15 protein-coding genes are annotated in these 21,743 nt (G+C 68.3%); 3 read left to right on the plus strand and 12 right to left on the minus strand.

Annotation, left to right across the window (positions count from 1 at the left end):
• Positions 1-73 precede the first annotated feature (73 nt).
• Positions 74-406 (plus strand): PadR family transcriptional regulator, encoded by a 333-nt coding sequence (locus C1I93_RS09140; protein WP_111242804.1) that lies wholly within the window; start codon positions 74-76, stop codon positions 404-406.
• Positions 394-939, plus strand: a complete 546-nt coding sequence (locus tag C1I93_RS09145; protein WP_111242805.1) for a hypothetical protein — start codon at positions 394-396, stop codon at positions 937-939. The genes C1I93_RS09140 and C1I93_RS09145 overlap by 13 nt, the downstream gene beginning before the upstream one ends.
• 194 nt (positions 940-1,133) lie before the next feature.
• On the opposite strand, the gene C1I93_RS09150 is transcribed toward C1I93_RS09145, so the two are convergent.
• From C1I93_RS09150 to C1I93_RS09195, 10 genes are all read right to left on the minus strand, one after another.
• A complete protein-coding gene (locus C1I93_RS09150) occupies positions 1,134-3,350 on the minus strand; it encodes a phage minor head protein (protein WP_111242806.1) in 2,217 nt (738 codons plus the stop codon).
• A 2-nt stretch (positions 3,351-3,352) separates the two neighbouring features.
• Positions 3,353-3,586 (minus strand): hypothetical protein, encoded by a 234-nt coding sequence (locus C1I93_RS09155; protein WP_111242807.1) that lies wholly within the window; start codon positions 3,584-3,586, stop codon positions 3,353-3,355.
• Between the two features lie 219 nt (positions 3,587-3,805).
• Complete coding sequence (locus C1I93_RS09160; RefSeq protein ID WP_111242808.1) at positions 3,806-5,683, minus strand: hypothetical protein; 1,878 nt, start codon at positions 5,681-5,683, stop codon at positions 3,806-3,808.
• 3 nt (positions 5,684-5,686) lie between these two features.
• A complete protein-coding gene (locus C1I93_RS09165; protein ID WP_146603467.1) occupies positions 5,687-6,001 on the minus strand; it encodes a hypothetical protein in 315 nt (104 codons plus the stop codon).
• 168 nt (positions 6,002-6,169) lie between these two features.
• Complete coding sequence (locus tag C1I93_RS09170; RefSeq protein WP_111242810.1) at positions 6,170-9,106, minus strand: DUF499 family protein; 2,937 nt, start codon at positions 9,104-9,106, stop codon at positions 6,170-6,172.
• Positions 9,103-11,907: a DUF8807 domain-containing protein gene (locus tag C1I93_RS09175; protein WP_146603468.1), complete on the minus strand. Its 2,805-nt coding sequence runs from the start codon at positions 11,905-11,907 to the stop codon at positions 9,103-9,105. The genes C1I93_RS09170 and C1I93_RS09175 overlap by 4 nt, the downstream gene beginning before the upstream one ends.
• Positions 11,904-15,089, minus strand: coding sequence for a helicase-related protein (locus C1I93_RS09180; protein ID WP_146603469.1), 3,186 nt, complete (start codon positions 15,087-15,089; stop codon positions 11,904-11,906). The genes C1I93_RS09175 and C1I93_RS09180 overlap by 4 nt, the downstream gene beginning before the upstream one ends.
• A 449-nt stretch (positions 15,090-15,538) precedes the next feature.
• On the minus strand, positions 15,539-15,991 hold the full coding sequence (locus tag C1I93_RS09185) for a hypothetical protein (RefSeq protein ID WP_111242813.1): 453 nt from the start codon (positions 15,989-15,991) through the stop codon (positions 15,539-15,541).
• Positions 15,978-16,754 (minus strand): hypothetical protein, encoded by a 777-nt coding sequence (locus C1I93_RS31440; RefSeq protein WP_181445078.1) that lies wholly within the window; start codon positions 16,752-16,754, stop codon positions 15,978-15,980. The genes C1I93_RS09185 and C1I93_RS31440 overlap by 14 nt, the downstream gene beginning before the upstream one ends.
• A 2-nt stretch (positions 16,755-16,756) precedes the next feature.
• Positions 16,757-18,334 (minus strand): ParB/RepB/Spo0J family partition protein, encoded by a 1,578-nt coding sequence (locus C1I93_RS09195; protein ID WP_111242814.1) that lies wholly within the window; start codon positions 18,332-18,334, stop codon positions 16,757-16,759.
• Between the two features lie 146 nt (positions 18,335-18,480).
• On the opposite strand from C1I93_RS09195, the gene C1I93_RS09200 reads away from it, so the two are divergent.
• Positions 18,481-19,854 carry an AlbA family DNA-binding domain-containing protein gene (locus C1I93_RS09200; protein ID WP_111242815.1) on the plus strand — a complete coding sequence of 458 codons (1,374 nt, stop codon included), beginning with the start codon at positions 18,481-18,483 and terminating at the stop codon, positions 19,852-19,854.
• 8 nt (positions 19,855-19,862) lie between these two features.
• Here the strand turns inward: C1I93_RS09200 and C1I93_RS09205 are convergent, their stop codons facing one another.
• Together C1I93_RS09205 and C1I93_RS09210 are read right to left on the minus strand one after the other, a co-directional pair.
• Positions 19,863-21,260, minus strand: a complete 1,398-nt coding sequence (locus C1I93_RS09205; RefSeq protein WP_111242816.1) for a terminase large subunit domain-containing protein — start codon at positions 21,258-21,260, stop codon at positions 19,863-19,865.
• A 3-nt stretch (positions 21,261-21,263) separates the two neighbouring features.
• The gene (locus C1I93_RS09210) at positions 21,264-21,518 is read right to left on the minus strand and encodes a hypothetical protein (RefSeq protein ID WP_146603470.1); all 255 of its coding nucleotides are present in this window, start codon (positions 21,516-21,518) and stop codon (positions 21,264-21,266) included.
• Positions 21,519-21,743: the final 225 nt, after the last annotated feature.

A 21,743-nucleotide genomic window follows, 5' to 3' on the forward strand; every position in this document is an offset into this window, starting at 1 on the left:
GCCCCCACCTGCCAGCCCCGACACAATTGCCACACAGTGGACGGCTCTTATTTCACCTACTATCGTTAAGTGCATGCCTGACGGACCTGTCCGCGTCACCGGACCACTCCTGGCCGTCCTGAACGCCCTTCTCGACGCCGACGGCTACGAGCTGCATGGCTGGGCGATCATGAAGACCACAGGGAAATCCGGTCCCACCATCTACAAGATCCTTGAACGGCTCGCCGATTCACAGTGGGTAACCTCCCGCTGGGACACCCACACCGAACCCGGCAAGCCCCGCCGCCGCTACTACCAGCTCACGGGACACGGCGTAGCCAGCGCCCGACAGCTGATCGCCCAACGACAGACGAAGACGGCACCGGCCACCCGAACCCGCCTGGCCTTCGGCTGGTGCCGCGCGTGAACCGTTGGGAAATCATCCTCGGCATCGTCCTCGGGCTGCTCGTCAACGAGGTCACCGACATCTCACCCTGGATCGCCCGGAAGCTGGTCCACTGGTCGGCCTACCGCTGGACGACCGACCCGGCGACCGCCGCAGGTTACGCGGAGGAATGGGCAGCACTCATCGATGAGCGGCCCGGCAAACTACTCAAACTACTCACCGCCACACGGTTCACTCTCGGGGCCGCCGGTCGAGCTGTGCCGAGGATCGCGAAGAACGGCACCAAGACCGCACGCTTGACCTCCCGGCGCATCAAAGCCCGCCTGGCGGCCATCAACTCGCCCTGGAATAAGCCACGCGAAATGGAGATGATCGTCCCCCACGACCTTCTCACCAAGGGCACCGATCTCAAACACCTAGCCGAGCACATCAAGATCGCCCATGAGCAGCGGCACCGTCCCGATCTGGTCATGAAGACTCAGGACGGCCGGAGCCTGATCATCCACATGAAGGCGACACGAAAGCGAAACCGGTTCTGGCACAGATTCAAGTAGGCAAGCTCGCCAAAGCGGACCCCGGTCTCTACTTCCGCACCTGACGGATCACACCGCCGCCACCTCGCTGAACATCAGCGATCTGCGCCGCCACCCTCGACGTGTACTCTCCCCCCTCCCGGCCATCCCCATACGACAGCACGAACACGATGTCGCGCCTCTTCCCACCGCAGTTGCAGCCCACCAGGCTCCTCCTACCTGCCGTGCACCTCGGCGGCCAAGGCTGCCACGAGGGTCTTACGGTCCCGGCCGATCGTCGCAGCGATCCGGTCGGCGACCGTCGCGTTCGCGACTCGCTGCCGCTCGGCGGCGAACCCGGCCGCGACCGCACGCCGCACCGCCGCGTCTAGGACGGCCGGAGACAGCGCGGCCCCGTCGCGCCAGCCGGCGGCCAGGTCGGTCGGCTTCCAGCCGGCCCAGCCGGAGGCCACCATTGCGTACGCCCGCCCACCCGACGAACGTCCCCGCACAACCGGGAACCCGCCGACGTTGACGCACAGCGCGGCGACGAGCTGCCGTGCCCCGCCGATCCACCGCCAGTCTCCCGACAGCGGCGACCGGCGCAGCAGCTGCACCTGCCCCTCGGTGGCCTCCGGCACCAGCGCACCGGCGACCCATGTGCCGTTCGCATCCCGGCCGGCCCGGACCACGGCCACCTGCGTGCCGGTGTCGTCGTAGTGCGCCACCGCGCTAGCCGCACTTGCGGCCAGGTCGGCATGCCCGGTCGACGCCGTGATGTGCCCGACAGGGAGCAGTTCCCCTTCGGCGGTCTGGATCTCCGGCCGGTGGAACCAGTCGAACCCGCCCTCGGCCGGCGGCAGCACGCACTGCCCGCCGGTCAGGAACGACAGGTGGCAGTCGTTGTCCGCGAGGTGCCCGAACACCCGCCCGTCTGCGGTCACCTGGATGGGCGTCAGCTCGGACAGGCCCGGGTCGTCGAACCACGCCCGGGGCGGGTACAGCGGCGCGACCTGCTTCGGCGTGCCGCCCGCGCCGGCCGCGGTGACGGCGGCGTCCTCGTCCTCCGCTTCGTCCGAGGGCGTCTCGTCGTCGACGTCGTCGGCAGGCTCGTCGTCGACTAGGTCCAGGCGCGCCTCCATGAACGCTTGCGTCCCGAGCATGGTCACCGCCATGACCCGGCCCTTCGTCACCGTGATGTACGGCTCCTCGCCGGACTCGATGAACGCTTCCCATTCTTGGTCGGTCAGGTCCTCGATCGGAGTGCCGTCACCGTCGGTGTACACGAACTCGAAGTCGTCCAGGTCCACGCTCGGGAACAGCACCCCGGCCCGCCACAGCTCCAGGGCCTCCGCCAATTCCGGCACGGCGTCGATGAAGTCGCCCTCGCCAGCCAGCTGCGTCGCCTGTACCTCGCCGGCCGTGATCCGGCCAATCGTCACCGCGCCCTCGTGTCCGGGTGCGTCTTCTCGCGCCCACCGCAGCGGCAGCGGCAGGTCGCGGAACGACCAGTCGCCGTCCTTCGCGAAGATCCGCCGGTCGCCGGACACCGCGCCCAGCGGTGCCAGGATTCCCTTCCAACTCGCCATTGGTTTGCTACCCTTCGCGGCTGCCGCCGCCGTCACCGTGATGTCCAACCCGGTGGCCCGGTTTCGTCGAGGCCACGGGTGCTTCGGGATCTCAGGCAGCGGCTCGTCGGCCGGCACCTCGATCATCGTGCAGCGGCAGTTCACGACCTGGCCGGACGGCGCCGCAGGGTCGCCCGGGAACCGCAGCGGCACCCCGCCGACCATGAACACGCCGTCCAGGGCGACGCGCTGCCCGTCCGAGTCCCGGTGGTCGCGCCTCGTGCGGTGGTCGTGGGTGGCCACCCACACCTTGTCCACCTTCTCGTCCAACGCGGCCTGACCGGTCAACCAGGCGGTCAGGGTGCCCGCGTTGTAGGCGCCGATCGTTTCCGTCCGGGCGATCGTCACCGCCCGGTCCTCCCACGCCAGGTCTCCGAGGATCAGCTCGATGGCGTCCCGGATCCGCGGGATGCTCGCGCCCTCGCTGGTCAGCTCGGTGACCGCCGCGGTGACTTGCGTCCACGCGCTGTCCGGCACACCCTGGAGCCGGTTCGGCAGCTGTGCCAGGTACTCGTCCTTCAACTGCTCGACCCGCAGCACGTCCACGTCGCCGTCCGCGTCCGCGACGCCCTCGAGGAACGTCTCGTCGACGGCGGGCACCAAGTGGACAGTCATTGCCTCGAACCACGCCTGCCCTGCCCCGGCGAGCGCGTTCGGGTCGGGCGGCAGCGCCGCTGCGGTGACCGTTGGCAGGGTCACCGTCCGGGCGGCCCGCAGCCAGGCCCGCAAGGCGGCGCGGGCCGCCTGCGTCACGCGGTTCTCCGCGGCGATCACCCGCGCCTCGTGCGTGAGCCGCAGCGGCAGCCACCGGTCCCGGTCAGCCACGCTCACTCCTCCGGGGCCGGCGGCGTCTCGGCGACCACCGTGATCGTCTGCCCGACGCACTGCACACCACCGTTGGGCAGGCACGCCGGCATCCCCGACTCCGTACGCACCAGCCGCTGCACCGTCAGCGCGTTCTCCCGCACCTCCAGGCTCACGAAGTCCTCGTCGAGGACGACGCCGACGTGCGCGAGAGCAGCGCGCAGCGCGGTCAGGGTCACGCTCTGCGGATCAGCCACCGGTCCTCCTGGTCTGCTGGTATCGGGCCGCCTCCTGCGGGTCGCAGGTGTGCTCCGCGTCGGTCAGGGGCGGCTGGTCGCCGTCCCACAGTTCTCCCCACCAGCCTCAGGTGCGGCACTGCGACCAGCGGATGACCTGGCAGCCCTTGCCGCGCCCGGAACGCTGGCAGGCGTGCCCGTGCGCCAGCACCAGATCAGGGACGAGGGCGGTCGGGGCGGTCACGCCGGCACCAACTCCCCGGCGACGTTGCGCACCAGGTGCTCGCGCAGTTCGTCGACGTCGTGCCGCCTCCCAGCCACGAGCAGTCCGCCGACGTAGCCGCTGAGGGCCGCCGTCAGCTTCTCCGCGTCGACTCCAAGCTGGCCCGCCACAGCCGGGACCGCGGTGAACGCACCCTGAAGCAGGCGGGCCACCGAGGTGGGTGTGGACTGCCGCACCGTGTGGTACTCCCACACAGACAGGTCGCTGTGCCGATACCGCTCACGGCCGATGACCCGCTTCCCGGCGACTTCCAGCGCCCGCAGCGCCAGCGCCTCGCACGCGGCCACGAACGGCCCGGTCAGCGGTTCCGCAGCAGCGGCAAGCGCCGCCCTCTCGGGCGGGCCACGGCGTTCCGTGTCGCCGTCGGGTGACGGCGCCGTGGCCGGCGCGGGATCTTCGGCGGTCGGCGGTTCGCCGGCAGGAAGCTCATCCGGCTCGGGCGGCTTCAACTCTGCCAGGTCGACCTGTACGCCAACCTGGGCGACCTCCAGCAGCCGTTGCACAAGCAGCGGCCCTGCCGCCGGCACTGTCCGGATGATCTCCAGGAGGCGGCGCAGTTCCCGCTCATCGCCCGTGGGTTTGTCCTCGTCACCGAACCCCGTCTCCCGGCGCAGCGCGTCGCCGGACAGCTCACCGAGCCCATAGAGGTCTTTCGCGTCGGCGCCCTTGTCGGGGCTCTGCGTCAGCTCGCTGGTGTCGTACCAGACGATCCACCGCTTGGCGTCGGCGACGCCAGACGCGCCTTCGAGCGCCGGCCACAGCATCTGCTGGGTCAGTGCCGCGCACACCAGCTCCAGCTTGCTCTCGACGTGGTACTTGATCGTCGCTTCGTCGGTCATCCAGGCGCCCCAGTGGTTCGCCTGAGTCATGCCCAGCAGCATCTCGGGTGGGGCGTCCAGGCCGAGGGCGAGGCGACGGATCGCGCCGTCGAGCATCGACGGGACCGACGACGACAGCTCCGTGGCGAAGCTGAGCAGGCGGGCCTTCTCCAGATGCTCCGCCGGCCCCTGCACGACGATCGGCACCAACGCGGCAACTGAGTCGCGGTCCTTCACGGCGGTGGTCATCGCCTCGGTCAGCGTCGCCAGGAACGACGACACCCCATCCTCCGGGTTCTCCTCCTGCTCGGGAGCGACGAAGCTCAGCTCATTCGGCAGCAGCAGCACACCCGCACCCGCCAATCGAGAGTCGATCTGCGACTGCACGTACTGCGTCAGCCGCTCGATCAGCCGCAGCACCCGCCGGTTGGACTGCACCTGCGACGACGGCAGGGCATGCTTGCGAGGGCTCGGCGACCAGATCCGCACGATGACCGTCTCGTCGGGCTCCAAATCCCTGGTACCGGCACCCTGGTCGAGGACGTACTTCCCGGCCCGCTCCGAAAGCTCATCCGTCGACGCAACGATCCACGTCTCCCGGTCGGTGGCGTTGCCGTCCTCATCGCGTTCTGGCTCACCGATCAGGTAGCACTCGCCGGGCACACCAAGCTGGACTCCGGCATCGGACAGCAGCTCGGCCTGCTTGCCAGGGCCACCGAGAAACGTCTCGTTGACGCCGGCCGGCGCCTGGTCCGGCGTCTCGACAGGCCGCCCCTCGTCGTTGACCTGCGTGATGTACAGCCGGGCGCGGCCCATCGCCTTGGCGATCGTGTTCACCAGGTAGGCCAGCTCGCCGCACTCCTCGTAGTGCCGCCACGCCTCTTCCTGCCACTGCTGTTTGCTGACCTTCCGCAGGCTGCCCCCGGAGTCGTAACGCATCTTCGCCGCCGAGGCGACGACCGCAGTCGCCCTGCCAACCTCGCTGTCGGTGTTGGGCTTCGTGCCCCACCAGGCCATGCATTACTCCTCAGGCTCGGCACGAACTAGCAAGCCAGTTGTGTGGGACAGGGCCAGCCCGACCGTCGGCACGTCCGCCCACCACAGGCCGGACCACCGAGGGACATCGGACAGCAGCCACCAGACGGCGGCACCCGGCACGGCGATCCACACCGACAGGCACCATCGGCAGAACAACAGGTACGCCAGCGGGCTGCCCTCAGGGAGCCGGCGGACGACTGCTTCCCGTGGTGCGCGGGTGATCTCGTCGACGACGACCAACCGGGTCGCCCGGGCAACGAAGAGTAGTACCACCGCGATCTCGATCAGCCCCGTCACAGTTGTAAGCATACGCAGCAGCATTGCGGCCGTATAGACAGCGTCTAAGAGAGGGCTTCCTACCATGACTCGCCCGTCGAAACCGTGACTCACCTGACGGTCACGGCCCCTGGTCGATGTGGGAGAGCAACCCGCCTTTCACACGTCAGAACTGGTGGACATCAGCCTTTAGAAGTCATCATCTTCAACGCGCACCTGCGCGCCGAGCGCCTGAGCCTTGCCCTCAATTTGCCCCTGCTCCCCCTCGGCGGTCACCAGGGTCAGGTTAAGGCTGAGCAGTTGATGGTCGGCGGGATTGGCGCTGTCGATGACCTTCGCGAGTTCCTTGAGTAGCTGCCATGCCTGGTCGCGCGTGTCCGCACCTGTGATGCTGCGATTGGCCAGTTCGACCCTGTAACGCTTGTACACCTTCGGCCCAGAGGGCTGCGGCGGCGTGGGGTCGGGCGGTGCAGGATCGGCCCCGTCCTCGTCGCCCCCGAAGAGCGTGGCACCGCCCCTATCTCCCCCGCCCCCATCGGGGCCCGGCACCACCGGGCCAGCAGGTTGTGCGACCGGCTTTGGGGTAGGGCTTGGCTTTGCGATCCGACGGCGCAGCGACTGACTGATCGAGTTGATCGAGATTTGTCCGGGGCCGGTGATCGACAACGAGTTGCCATCCGCGTCGACAAGCTCCCAGCCGGTGGCCAGCAGCTCGAACAGGACGCGACGGATCTCGTCCGTGGAGGTGACCAACGGGAACGACGGATTCTTGTAGAACGCCTGCACAACCTCGCGTGGTGTCAGCGCACGGTCGAAGCCCTCCAAGAGCGCGGCCAGATAGCCGGCGGACAGCGCCGCAGGCAGCGTCGCACGCCCCGCCTCTACGAGCGCGGTCCATAGGTGCCCGCCATTGAGCGCGGTCCGGCTGTCGTCGTCGAACCGCTTGAACTCGACGTACAGGTCCCCCGCACGGACCAGGTAGGCGTAGTGCTGATAGGCGCGTTCGATGTCGCGGCGCAACTTCCCCACGGCGTCATCGTGCTTGCTGCGGGCGTCCCGCAGCTCATCCTCGGTATCGTCGGTGAGCTGCTTGATCACCTCACGCCAGGCGAGAACCTCTGCGGCCCGTTTCAGCGCGATATCGCGACGCTGAGTGTTCACACAGGCGACCACGCAGCTGGCGGCGTTGTCGACGCGCAGCGGTTGGTCCCCGAGCCCAAGCAGTGAAGTTATGTCGTCACGGCTGGCCGAGTCCTTGCCGTTGAGCAGTGTCCATCGGCGCGGGTCCAGCAGCACGAGGCGGTTCTCGGCACTGTCCACCCCCTCGAACACCTTGTCCAGCGGAGCCCGACCGTCGGCGGGCCTGTCGACAAGCACGAGCTCATCGAAGGTGCCCTTCGACGCGAGCCGTCGCGCCTCCCGCCACACCAACTCGCCCCGAGCATCGAGTGGCACCAACGCCATCGCAGCGGTGAAGTACATCCGCAGCGTCTGCTTGATTGACAGGTGCCATCGTGCTGGTGCATTCGTCGGCGTAGTGACCTCCAGCGCGCCAAGCCCCTCGTCACCAGTGAGCTTGTTGAACACTTCGTCAGCGGCAGGAAAGGCCACTCCGGCACCAGCCGGACCGTAGATGGCAGCCAGCAACTCGGCCTTCGTCGCACCGCGCCGGCCTTGCGGTCGGCCGACGATCGAGTAACACAGCAGGGCGGTGGCCATCCGGACGGCTGGCGCGGGCTGCGCGATGGTCACGCCGTCATGACGGAGGGCAGCGTCGACGACGACCGCGCGGCCCGTGCCGCCGTCTGTGCTGGTGATGTCGGTGCTAGCGACCGCCCGGTAGCCCTGGATGGCCCGTTCATTGCCGAGTAGCAGTCCGGATGACAGCAACTGCTCAAGGGCCACGGTAAGTGGAATGTCTCCGACGCCGATGAGTGGCGGCGCCCACCGCCCGGCCTTGTGCTCGGTAACCCAATGTAAGGCCGTGCGGGCGAAGATCGCGACGGTGGAACGGACTCGCTGGAAGCCGGAGACCTGCGCCCACTCCTCGCGGACCAGTCGCATCAGCTCGGGGTGGAACGGGTAGCTGGCCGACGTTCTGTCCTCGAAGCCGGACAGGCCACGATTTGGTCCGAGCTTTTCGAACACCTTGTCGCGCCAGGCTTGCTCGGCCGCGGCTACATACCGGCGAGCCAGGTCGCGGATGGGCAGTTCGCCGTCCGGAAGCTCAAACAGCCGTCGGCGAATGATGGCGGAGAAGTCCTGCGCCTCGGTGACGGGGACAGTCTGGCCGTTACGGACAAGCCGGGCAGCCACGTAATCGCGGAAGTCGAGCGCCTGCGGCGGGTAACCCCGCTCATCGAGTTCGGAACGGATCATGACGACGACGAACGCCACCCGGGGCACATCGTCGCAGGCGTCCATCAACGCGTTTAGGAACGCCTTCTCACTTGGCATCGTGCCGATGTGCGCCACGTCGGAGAGCGCCAGGACGTAGTCCATGAGTTCGTCGAGCAGGATGAGCACGGGCCGACCGCCCTCGGTCAACGCCTGCTGGAGTGTGCCCTTGTTCGGACCGGCGGCCACGTAGCGCTGGTAACGATCCATGTCGCCGCCGACGAGGGCCCATACAAAACGCTCGAACAGATTGGTCGCCGGACCGAACACCTCGTTCGTGCTTCCTGGGCTGAAGTAGTCAGCAGTCAGCGTGACCACGATCGCGCCCTCTATGTCCACGACTGCCGCCCGGTGCCCAGCCTCCTGGTTCACCCGCTGACCGAGTTCGGTGGCGAAGAAGTCCGCTGGGCTGTTGGCCATGTGGTACAAACCGACCAGGGCGTGGCTCTTGCCGCCCCCCATCCCCTGATCTAGGTGGAACAAGGCTGGAGCGTCGGCTTCAGTGCCAAGCCGGCGAGCGACGCGGGAGAAGAACCCGACGAGGTTCGGCGTGGGCTCGGTAATGTCCCCGTAGTATTCGACCTTGCGGTAGGGCACATCGACGGTCTGGTAGACGGCCTTATGTAGGCTCATCTGCAGCTCGCCAATAGAGCCGTCGGAGGTGCGCACCTCCGGGCGCAGCTCGAGGAAGTCCGCCCAATGGGGAGTGTGTGCGGCGGTCGTGGTCACGACAATTCCTCCTCGAAGGGCAGCACCATCTGGGCTTGCGCGTCGGCCGCTTTCTCAGCGGCCACCACGGCGTACTGGATCATGGTGCCGATGGTTCCGGCATTGCGTTGCACCGCCGTTAGTGCCTTTGCGACCGGGTCACTCGCTGGCAACTGCCGCACAATCTCGGCGATGACTGCCCACAGGTGTGCATCGTTGGCCTGCCTGTCTGCCTTCGCCAGCACTGAGGCCACCGCTTCGGTGCCGCCCTCTTCCCATGCCTTAGCCACGACCCGCGCAATCTCGAAGGTCGATGAACGGTCGCTGAACGAGTCTGGTGGATCCAAGCGCAGCTTGAAACCGCTCCTACTCTCGGTTAGCAATACGCCGCGCATGTCCTCCAGCCGCAGGTTGTCGGCCTGCGCGAGGAACCGTGCTTCTCCCTTCGGAACATCGGTGCGGCCGTAAAGCCGCTGCCAGAAGACGGCGAACCGAGTCGGAGCGTCGAAGGTTTCCAGCGGCAACTGGTCAAGCTTGAGCGCGGTCGCGTCCCGTACGGAACTCCGCGCCAGCGTGAGGTAGCGGTCGAGGCTGGCCTGTTCCCCATTGGGAAGCAGTACGGATCTGTATCTGCCGTACACCTCCATCGCGGGTCCGTACGCCGCCATTAGCTGGTCGGTGAGCGCCAGCCCGTCGGCATCCCACTGTTTGACCGCAGCCTTGACCGCCGTCGCGACCTCACGATCAACCTGCGCTGCCGTGGCGACGGGCCGTTGCGAGGCCGCAACGCGGCACCCGATCGTGACCGTCACCTTAATGCTTGCGACGCCAGTGTTCGATGTCTCCGTCCGGGACGGCCAAGCGCTGGTCACGACGAACCCCGCGTCATGCAGTGCGCCCAGCAAGCGGAGCCAAGCGTCCGGGTCGGAGTGACCGAAGACGACGACCAGGTGCCCGTCAGGACGAAGCACCCGTCGCGCTTCGTGGAATGCACGGGACAGGGACCGCTCGTAGAACTCGCGGTCGTGCCGGACGCCACCGTTATACACACGCCGGACGATGATCTCATCATCCTTGTTCTGCAGATTCGGGGCGACCTCGGTTCCGATGGTCTCGGCGAACAGGTCCGGCTGCACGTCGCCCAGGACCCGGCGAAGCCACACGTAGAAGTAGTCCGAGACGTCAGAGTATTCGATCATGTCGTAGTACGGCGGGTCGGTCACCACTGCGTCGACGGTCCCGTCGCGGAAGGGAAGGGCCATCGCGTTCTCACGCCGGAGCCGTGCAGGGGTTCCCTTGCGGCCACGCAGGTGCGTCGCCAGCGGGGTCATGCCGGTTTCGGTCAGTCCGGCCCAAGTGCCAGGGCCCTTGCCGATGCCGACCTCGAAGAAGTCGAACTGGAACGACAGAACCGCCTCGTTGGAGAAGAGGTCACCGACCTGCACGTTGTTGTTTCCTGACCCGTCCGGCTTCCCGTGACAACGCAACCGGGCCCCGCGTGTGGCATAGCGAAGGCCGCGCATGAGGGTCGCGGCGGCGAAGCTGGCCAGGGCGTTCGCGTAGTCGGCCGAGATGCCGGCGTCGAGCATTTCCTCGTGGCAGGCACGGATGTTCTGGGCCAGGGTACCGAAAAGCAGCGTCTGCCGGTTGCACATGAGCTGGCCATAGTTGGTGTAGCCGTAGCCGCTGGCCATCACGGTGTGGACGTTCCCGGTGGGGATCGCCTCGTCGGGGATGGCTGACAGCTGCCCGGCCTTCGGCAGCTCATCTGGGTTGGCCGACAGGGACGCCCGCCGCTCCTCGTCTCGCAGCTGGCGGAAGTGCTTCTTGGCGTCTCCGTCTCCGTTGGCGAAGTCGGCGGCGAGCAGTGGCTCATCGACGTACTGTCCGGCGAAGCCCTTTGCCTTGACCGTCTCCAGAGGGTGGACGTGGCTGCAGGAGCGGAAGGGGCAGCGGGCGCTCTTGCCCTTTTTGCCCGCCGAGGAGTAGGTGGGCTGGCCAGTAGCAGGGCCATCCACCACCTCGACCCGCCATGTGTCGCCATCTGTAATCAGGCTCATGGCCTGGCCGAGGTCGTGCTTGCGGGTGTTGGGATGCCGCAGCACGAGGCTGCCAATGAGTGGAAAGCGACGGCGGCACTGGTCGCAGGGCATGGACACCGTCCACAGATAGCCCCACGGTCGTCGGCCATCCTGATTGGTCGGATAGAACTTGGCTAACGCCTCGCGCGTCCGGCGTCCGACCTCTTCGTGCAGCTGTCGAGTGTCGGACACGAGGCGATGAGTACTGGCAATGTCCAGCACGGCGGGTACGTCGCTCGCGAAGGGAAGCGGCACCTCCGCCGACCAGTCCCGCATCGACCAGTCGGCCAGCAGTCGGCCGGCCAGTGTAGCTACAGGACTCAGGTCAGTGCCGACTGCCGTTGCGCCGACCCGCGCGGCCTCGAGCGGGATCATTCCTCTACCTGAAAAGATGTCGACTACTACAGGGGTACGGCCCTGGTAGTTCTCCGTCACCGCGTCGGCCAGTCGGTCGAAGGCTTCCGGGGACCCGTTACGGACAGCAGTTTCAACCCATTGCCGGTGTGCCTCGTCGTTAGGCAACAACGTGGTCAGCACGGCGGCCCGAGCCTGGGCGATGGGCCGCGATGCGAACCACGGGAAGATAGCCTTCTCGTTCCGCCCCGAGCCTGCAGGCGTCCCAACCGCTTCATCGACGGCAGCACAGGGGAACCAGTGATCGATTAGCCGCTCGCGCACGTCGCCAGCGCCACCAAAGTCGACCGGCGCATTTGCTGTCCGCTTCGCCCCATCGGCACTCATTGTTCGCCTTTCATCAGCCGCTTCAAGTCGGCTACCTTGATCTGAAACCGTTCAATGCGCCGTGGCCCAGCTGACAACTGCCCACCCGGATCTTGCGCTCGGACGACTACTGTGGGCGATTTTGCGCAGTCGATAACGACGTAGAGCCAATAATCTTGGCCGCGTTGCTGGGCTTGCGCCCACTCGTGCTGCTCGAGCCATATCGACTTGAGCGCGCCCTCCAAACCCTTGACCTCGACCAGGCGCTGCTCGCCTGTGTGCCGATGGCGGGCGAACAGGTCGTAACCGACGCTAGCGGTCTGCCGGTCGTCGACGATGTAGTCGAGGCGCTCGAGCTCGTCAAGAACGCTCGCCACAGCGATACGCTCGCTGTCGGGGTCGTAGCCCAGCTCGGCGGTGCGGGCGCCCGCGGCGACGTGAGCCCAGCCGACGAGGCGGGGAGCGGTGCCGATGACCTTGCCGATGTCCTCAAGCTGTCGGACGCGCTCGGCCTTGAGGGCAGCGAACTGCTCACGCCGCACACGCCGCACTTCGGCAGGGAGCTCATCGAGCTCGTCGAGGTACCGATATTCGACCTGGTCGAGCTGTTCGCGTGCCTTTTCCACCCACGCCGTCCGCTCGGCACGTTGCCGGTCACCCTCCCGCACCAGCGCTGCCTGCGCCTGTGCCAACCCATCGGTGCGCATGGCTGGCGTTAGCGTGCCGCCGGTGGCGGCCGGCCTAGAGGCCTGCAGGGTCATCAGCGACTCCCAGGCGACCTCGAAGGCTCCGGCACCGGAGAACCGGATGAGCAGCGGTGCCTTGCGGCGTAGCCGCCGGAGACCGTCGTGGATTTCGACCTCAGAGTCGTACAAGAGCAACGTGTAGCTGGTCAGGGCGGCAGTGTCGACCAGGTGGGTGCCACGGACCAGTTCGGCTTCACCGTCGCGCAACGCAAGGTCGACGAGTTCGGCGAACGGTTCCTCGGTCGGGCCGAGAACGACGACGTCTTCCAGACCCTGCGAACCGTCGTTGATCGCCTGCCTTACCGATGCACCGTCGGCGGCGACGAGCCGGCTTGTGGCACCGCCGAGGGCAGCCGGTAGTAGGGACCGCGACGTGACTTCGCGGATTCCCTTCGCTGGTCCCGGTCCGAGGTGCCAGCTGTGGGAGCGGGCCAGCTGGTCGAGGAAGGCATCCACGATGACCGGGTTGATGGCCTCCAGCCGGTCGGCGCGGAACCGGGCCACCGCGGCCGCTGTATTCGCCGGCGTGTGCAGTCGGTCCTCGTCGGTTACAAGTTCACGGGCCGCGGCGAGCAACTCTTGGGCACCGGGCATCGGGATGTGCGCGGCAACGCCGGACTTTTGCGCCTCAACGAGGGCACGGCCGTAGTCGAACCCGGCGCGGGCAGCCGTCGCGTCCAGCAGGTCGAAGATCCGGCCGCCGAGCGCGTCGCCGGCACTGGCGAGGTTTTGCAGCATGACCTCTTGGACACGGCCTTCGCGGGTGACTGGTGACACCAGGTGATAGATGTGCACCGGCCGGGTCTGACCGATTCGGTGCAGCCGGCCCATGCGCTGTTCGAGGCGGACCAGCGACCAGGGAATGTCCCAGTCGATCATGACACTCGCGCTCTGCAAGTCGATGCCTTCGCCACCGGCGTCGGTGCTGACCAACACCTGGAAGCCACCGTCGAGAAAGCGCTGCTGCAGCTTGTCTCGCTCTCGATGACCCACGGCACCTTCGAGCGTTTCGACGGTGAAGCCGACGTCGGTAAACATGCCCACCAGCCAGCGCGCGGTGTCGGCGAACTCGGTAAACACGAGCACCTGGCCGTCGCCCGGCCGGATCCCGTGGCGCTCCATCAACTCGCGCGCTCGTAGCCACTTGGTCGGCATGCCGGTGACGGTCGCCAGCCGCAACGCCACCAGGACAGCTTCGATCCGTTCGAGTTCCTTGCCCTTCGCCTTGCTGCGGGCGGTGACCACCGCATCCTCGGCGCGCTGCCACGCCTCGTCGTCGGCGACCTCAAGCTGCAGATCGAGCCCGTCGCCGACGAATTCCTCCGGGACCGGCGCGTCAGAACGGCCGCTCGCCGGACCGCGCAGGGCTTCCTCGCGGCGACGGATGGTCGCTGCGGCCGCCACCACAGATGACGCGGCCCTCTTCCCGTAGATCGACCGCGCCAGGGTGGCGTTCTCGCCGTAGAAGTTGTCGACGTAGTCCATGACAGCGGTGTAGGCCGCCTCCTCCGCGCCGGTTAGATCGACCGGGACGGTCTCGGCGTACCGCGGCGGGAACAGTGGACGCCCCTCAAGGTCCTTCAGCTCCTCCTTCATCCGGCGTAGGAATGAGAGCGTGCTCGGCCGCAGCGCCGTCTCGTACTCGGTCTGCCGGGGATCCCATGGGTAGAGGGTGGGGTCGAGGAGGTTGAGCAGTCCACGAAAGAAGTGCTCCTTGCCCCGATGAGGTGTGGCGGTGAGCAGCAACAGATGGTGGGTGCGTGCCGCCAGTTCCCGGGCCGCCGTCAGGTACTGGGAGGTAGGGGTCAGCCTGTGTGCCTCGTCGAAGACCGCCAGCGACCAGGAGGCACGAGAGCCCGCGACCTTGCGCCGCACGTCACGGTTGTAGGTATACAGATCGACCGAGACGACCCACACGGATACGCGCGGGTCGAGGTCCTTGGGGTCGCGGGCAAGCTCCGGGGTAAGCCGATCGGCCTCGATAGCGAAGTACCGGCGCAGGTCTCGCCGCCATTTTTCCACAAGGTGAGCCGGGACGACGATGACCGTGCGACCGGGGATCAACCCGCGCCGCGTCCCCTCGGCGATATACATCCCGGTCATGATCGTCTTGCCGGTTCCTGGCTCATCAGCCAGCAGGAAGCGCAGGCGCGGCTGGGCAAGCATGTGGGTGAAGACAGCTTCGTCCTGATGCGCATACGGTCGCAGCGGCCTGGTGGCCAGCACCGCGGAACGGATACGCGGCACCGCATACTGCATCCAGCGGCCCCACAAGCCGGTCAACGCGCGCTCCGCGTCTCCACCAGCGTCGTTGACCGGCACAAGAGCTCGGCGCAGGTCATCGGCATCCAATGACGCCTCAGCTAGGCTGCCATCGCCGCGGCGGAAGACCAGATCGGCCCCGGACAGGTTCGGCGTCGCCGCTAGCAGCGTGACGAGCTGGCCATCGACGGTCAACTGAGTGCCAGGTTCAGGTATGGCGCTCACGTGCACACCCGCCACTGGCCTCCCGTCATCACGTGCGGCGTGGTCTGGCCGGCTACGCGCGCAGCACCTGAATGGCGGTCGTCAGCGTGCGCTCGCCGACTGGCAGATACTCCCGTGTCCGCCGAAATCCGCACCGCCCACCGTGGTCTACGTCCATGTTGGATGTCAACCACGACGAGCCGCAGGCATGGTGGCCAGATGGCCAAGGGCCACCGACGAAAGCAGGATTCCTATGTGGTCAAGCGACTTGCATGCCATGCGAGCAGAGGTCCCAGCCGATCGGATCCACCAGAGGTGATCAAGCGACATTCCAGGCCGCCCGGCCGACAGAATGTGAAGGGCGGGCCGCGGCATCGCCGTGACCCGCCCCAGTTGGTCCGTTCAGCGGACTAGCTCCCTCGGCTGGTCCGCTGAACGGACTAGCCCGCGTGCCGTGGCCTCCCGTCGTTGCCCCCGAGGTCGCCGATCACCGGCACTGCTCCGCGTCTCTCCGTCTCCTGGACCGCGCACACCATGCACAACACCAGGAACGCGCCCGGCGCCCGCACCGCCGTCTGCTGCTGCCTCGGCCCGATCCACATGTCCGTACCGCAGTCGGCGCATCGCGTCAGCGAGTGGTCGACCGTCGGCACGTACCGAGGCACCCCCGGCACGCCCTCCAGCAGCTCGTTCATGTTCGTCGGCGGGCACGCCAGGATCAGCCGCTTATCCCGCGCCAGCCCGCCCTCGTCGCGCCGGGCGATGTTCAACGCCGCGCCGACCTCGACGTCATCCGCACCGTGTGCCCGCATCCGCGTCGGGTCGAGCGTGCCGTAGCGCCCCAGCAGGGCTTCCCGCGCCACCTCGAACGCGCCACGCCTACCGTCCTCCATCGTGAACTTCCCTCCCGGGCAGCGTTGTCTCGACGACCCGCCCGTCCTCGTCGATCACCAGGCCCGGGCCGGTGACGGTCCCGCCCGCGCCGCGCACCGCCGCGATCCGGTCGAACAGCTGCCGGCCGTGGCCCAGCTCCGCCGCCGACGGCACCACCACCACCTCGGCGCGGCCGTCGGCCACATCCGCGACCACGGACCGCCAGGCGCGGGAGCCGACGTGCTCGCACACCACGTCCAGGCCCTCCCGCAGGGACCAGCGCTGCGCCACCTTCGCCAGCACCTCGGCAGCGGCCCGGCCGCCGCGCAGCATCCCGGTGAACACCACCGCCCGCTGCCGTTCCCACTGCCGCTGGTCGGCGTTCCAGCGGGCCTGCACGTACAACCGGGTCAGGTCCGGCCCCGACCCGGGCACATCCGGGGAGCACCGCGACCAGGTGCGGGCCTCGCGGTCCCACTCGACGTGCCAGCCGAACTCGCGGCACTCCCGGTGGCCCGGCCACCGGCCGGTCCAGTCGGCCCGCCCGCAGTCGTGGCCCGCGCTGTCGGCATGGGCCCGGCACCACATGCGCTTGCGGCCGGTGGCCAGGCACTCGGCCACGTCGCAGTCGTCGGCGTGCGTCTCGCCGATCGCCGCGAGGCAGGCCGGGCAGGTGGCGCGCAGCAACTCCTCACCCGCCGACTTCTCCTTGCTGTCGGTCGGGCCGGCGCCGGCGGCGCGCACCGAGCTGGGGCGCGCCGCCGGCTGACCCGAAGGGGTCACATTCACTCGCTGGCCTCGAACTCACCCGCGTTCAGGTCGGCATCCGCGCACGGGTCGGTCTCGGCGTCGTCCGGCTCGATGTCGTGCTCCGGCAGGTGCACGTCGACGACATCCGGCACGCCGTCCTCGTCGTCCACCTCTTCGGCCTCGTGCCGCAGGCGTTCGGCTTCCTCCTCGGCTTCCTCGCGCTGCCGTTCCTCCTCTTCGGCGATGAGCGCGGTCCGCCACTCGGCTTCGGCGTCGGACAGCTCGTAGCCGTCCGTCTCCAGGCGGGTCAGCCAGGGCGCGATCAGGTCTTGCCGCTTGACCCAGTGGCCGAGGGCAGCCTCACCGGCGTTGTGCTCCTGAGCGCCGATCATGCGGGCCACGAGCAGGCGGTTGAGGCGGTCCTGTCCGGCGGTCAGGCCGTCGTCTAGCTCGCCGCCGGCCACGTCGCGGATCAGGTCCTCGGCGACGTGGTGTGCGAGGAAGCCAGGCGACACCACGGCGAGCCGCATCGCGTCGACGAGCAGCGTCTTGGCACCCTTCGCGCTGCCGTACTTCTCGACTAGGAACTTGCGGCGCACCGTGGCGGCTTCCTTCAGCCGCTCGCGGCGCTCCTCCCTCGCCTTCTCGGCGGCCTCCTTTGCGGCGATCTCGGCGGGGCTCTTCCAGTAGCTGTGCCCGGTCCGCTTGTAGCCGTGGGCCTCCGGGTCGAGGCAGACGATGACGGCCTCGGCGCTTTCCCAGCGTTCCTCGATCAGTGCGCCGTAGCCGTCGAGTGCCTTCACCGTCTCCGGGTCGATGCTCTCGCCGTCTGCGGTGGCGAGCTGGTCGAGCCGCGCCATCTGGCAGTTGTACGGCCACCCGTCCTTGGGTTTCTTGACGATGGTCACGCCGGCCGATTCGAGTTCGGCTTTGAGCGCCGCGACGGCTTCCTTGACCGTCCGCTTTCGGCGTTCCTCGCCGACCTTGTGCTTGATGCCCCAGCTGCTGTCGACGTCCTTGAGGATCTTCTCCAGCGTCTGCGGGTCGTCCTCGAACTCCTGCAGCTCGGCCACGTCGTCGAGGGTCAGCCGACCGGCGTCGGCGGCCGCGGTGGCCTTCTCGCCGAGGGTGACGAGCCGCAGCGAGTCGTGGACGTGCTTGTAGCTGCGTCCGGTGCGCTTGGCGATCTGGCTCGGGTCGAGGCCGAACAGCTCTAGCTGCGCGTACGCGACGGCCCGTTCGGTGGGCGTGAGGTCGGCGCGCTGGTCGTTCTCGATCAGCATGGAGACGACCTGGTCGGCGGGGACGCCGGCCAGGTCGGGGCGCACGAGGCATGGCACGGTCGGCGGCATGCCGTCTGGCCATTCCCCGGCGGCGAGCGCTTCGGCGGCGGCCTTGGCGCGTCGGTGACCGGCGACGATCAGGTGTCCGTCGTCGTCGGGGACGACGAGGAGGGCTTGGAGGACGCCGCTGGCGGCGATGGAGGCGCGCAGTTCGGTCAGGTCGCTGTCCTGGGTGCGGACGTTGCGCGGGTTGGCCAGCAGGTCGCGCGGGTCGAGGTCCGCGAGGTACGGCGCTTTCGTCTTGGTGCGCCGCTTGGTGGCTGCTGTCACTGGTAGTCCTTCCTACTCCACGTGAGCTATGTACGGCACATGCCGTACATAATCATTGTATCAACCAAGATCATTTACGTCTAATCGAAGGGCCGCCTGAACTGCTGGTTTGCCTGAAGAGAGCCGGGCGGTCCACGATCGAGTCCATGCCGACACTGCGGAACCGTCGCCTCGAACAGATCCTCGGCGGACCAGTCGACGAATCCCTGACCTACAGCCAAGTCAAGGGACTCATCCCCGCGACGACCGAAGGACCCGACCTGGACTTCAAGCGGGACACCTACGGCAGCAGCGACAGCGAGCGGAAGAAGCTCTGCGGCGACGTTGGGGCTCTCGCGAACGCCACCGGCGGCATCCTCATCCTCGGCATGGACGAAGACGAACAGGGCCGCGCGAGGCACGACAACGGCGTCGACATCAGCGACGACGAACGGCGACGCCTCCGACAGACCGTCTGCGGCAACATCCAGCCGACGCCGACCTTCGACGTCATCCCCATCGAAGATCCCGACCGCCCTGGCACAGGCTTCCTCATCATCTGGGTCGCGCGATCGGCAACTGCGCCGCATGCCTACGTCAACCAAAACAAGTCGTTGCTCTACCCCAAGCGAGTCGGCACCGAGACGATCTGGTTGTCCGAGAGCGAGGTGGCCGAGGCGTACCGGGCACGGTTCGCCGGCTTCGCAGACCGCATTGAGGAGGCCGCCCGGATCGAAGCCAACTTTGTCGATCGCCTCGCGCCGGACGAGACGTTCGTGGTCGTGACCCTCGTCCCCGACCTGCCGGGGGCCTTCACCATCGACACCCAAGCGCTGAGCGCATTCCAACTGGGCAACACCGACACCACGCACAGCGCGTTCGGCATCGGGGTGCGCCGCTTCATCCGGTCGACTGTGGGGCGTCGGTGCCTTGTAGGCGCGACGAGATACGAACCAAACAAGCCGTACTCGCGCGGGGCGTGCGAGCTGCACGAGAGCGGCAGCGGCGTCTTCGCCAGCGGAGTTGGCGTGCGGACGTCGGGCATCGCGGATCTGACTTGCCGTCTCGTCGACGACCAGTGGCTCACCCTCGGCATCGCCGCGGGATTGCGATTCCTGGCCCGCCACGCTCGCGACAGAGCGGCGGCCGGTGGCCTCGCCACCGTCCGGGCCGCCATCGCGCCGTACGTCCCGGCCGCGATGGTAGACACCCTCGGCTGGCCCGAGGACCGGCTCGCCTGGTTTGCGGCTCAGGCTGTGGAAACGGGGAAGGGCGGTGCGATCACGAACGGCGCGTGGGCTGACACGGTCGCCGACATTGACGATCTCTGCGCCGACGGCCCCGGGCTGGTCGCGGCAACGTACCGCCTCGCCAGCGAGCTGTTCCAGTCGTTCGGTGCCCCCGAGGTCAGGCAGGTCACCGCCGACGGCGGTATCCGCCTTCCCCACTGGCATCAGGAGATCCGTTCCACGATCAACGGCTGGGCGCAGGTGGCCGGCGTCGAGGTGCTCACGCAGCCGCTCGCGCAGCCGCTCGTTTGATCCCTGGGTCACGGCGGCCACGCAGACGGCCGTGCCTGCTTGCCGAGCGGCGACGCCACCACCGCCCTGCGGGACTCCTTCGACCGCAGGTACGTCACCCCATGCACCAGAGCGTCCAGCCGGTCCGGAGAGTCCCCCGACTCCGGCGTCCACGTCGTCAGCTGGTCCTCCAGCGCCGGGAACGTGCCGGCGTGATGCACCCGAGGCGGGTCCACCTCGTACCGGGCCGCGACCGGCTCGGCGCGCACCCGCTTGCTGGCGCGGGCCTGCACCACGTCCAGCGGCGGGTCACCCCCACCGATCAGGCCCTCGTTCTGCATCGCCACCCAGGCGTCAACGAGGATGTCCCGCAGCCACGCCGACGAGCCCTCGTACACCACCACGTCCGCGTCGACGTCCAGGTAGCACTGCCAGATCCGGCGCGCCGCCGCCATGCCGGCGATCTTCATGCTCCGGTCGGCCAGCACGTAGTGCTCGCCGTCCTCACCCCGGCCGACCGCGACGATGCCCGTCTCGTCGCTCGTGTCCGACACCGTGTCCGCCGGGTCCACCGACACGACGGTCCGCACCAGCGGCGGCACGTCGTCCTTGTCGATCCGCCCGGCTTCGATCCACGCCGACTTCCACAGCGCGCCGTCGACGTCGGTCAGCAGCTCGGCATCCAGCTCCTGCCGGCCCAGCCGGGTGCCGCCGTACTGCTCCAGCAGCTCCTCCAGCGCCTCCGGGCTGAGGTTGTCCGCGTTGTCCAGCGTCTTGCCTCGGGTGATGACCACCCGGGGCCGGCGGCTGCACGCCCGCTGCTTCTTCGCCCGCGTCAGCAGCTTCTTGACGTGCGGCAGCGGCTTCGGCGTCGTCGAGATCACCATGCGCGGGTCGGGTGCCTCACGCATGCAGAACCACAGCATGTCGAACACACCCTGCGCCGTCTGGAGCGGCCAGGCCGCGTACTCGTCGAGCCAGCAGCCGTCGAAGTCGTAGCCGCGCAGCGTGTCCGGGTCCTGCGCGCCGAACCCGCGGATGATCGCGCCGTTCCGCAGCTCCAGGTACGGCTCGCTCTTGTTGAACGTCCGCACTTCCTTCGGCGGGATCACCGCCAGCAGCCCGGCCCGTCGCGCGGTGAAGCACACGTTGTACACCTCGCGGTGCGTCTTCGCGATCACCGCGTAGTGCCCGCCCGGCCGGGTGCCGGCCCAGCCGCGTACCGTCTCCGCGCCCGTCCTGGTCTTGCCGAAGCCACGTCCGGCCAGCAGCATCCAGATCCGGTAGTACGCCGGCTCCATCTGCTCGGCGCGGGCATGCCGCCGCCAGTCGTAGCGGACCATGCCCTGCGCCTCCGACACCTCACGCAGGTACGCGGCCAGCTCGGCGTCCGTCATCAGCGCCGGGTCCGGGTACGACAGCAGCATCCCTCAGCGCCCCTGCCACAGTTCGGCTTCCTGCTCCCGCAGGTCCGACGAGGCGCACGAGGCGAGCAGCACCAGCACCGCCAGCATCGGCGCCAGGCAGCCGAGCGCGGTCGGGCCGACCCACCGCAGCGCCGCCCAGCCGGCCAGTCCGGTCAACCCGGTCCAGCCGGCCAGTCCGGTCAACCCGGTCCAGCCGGCGAGCAACAGTCGCCACGCCCACACCCGCCGCCGAAACGCGCGCCGCCGCGCTGGCGGCACCGTCACCACCCTGGCCCGACCGACCGCCCGGCCCTGAACGTTCCACACCGCCCACGGCCGCGCGACAGGCCTACCCGGCCGGGCAACTGCCGGCCGACGGTGGCCGGTGAGCAGCCGCGCCGAACGGGGACCACGGCTCACCGCGCCACCAGCAGCACCACCACGGCGGTCGCGTTCGCCGCGCCGAGCATCAGCATCCCGGCTGCCAGCGACCAGGCCGCCCAG

The sequence above is a fragment of the Micromonospora endophytica genome (assembly GCF_003236305.1).
GTDB classification, from domain to species: Bacteria; Actinomycetota; Actinomycetes; order Mycobacteriales; family Micromonosporaceae; genus Micromonospora; species Micromonospora endophytica.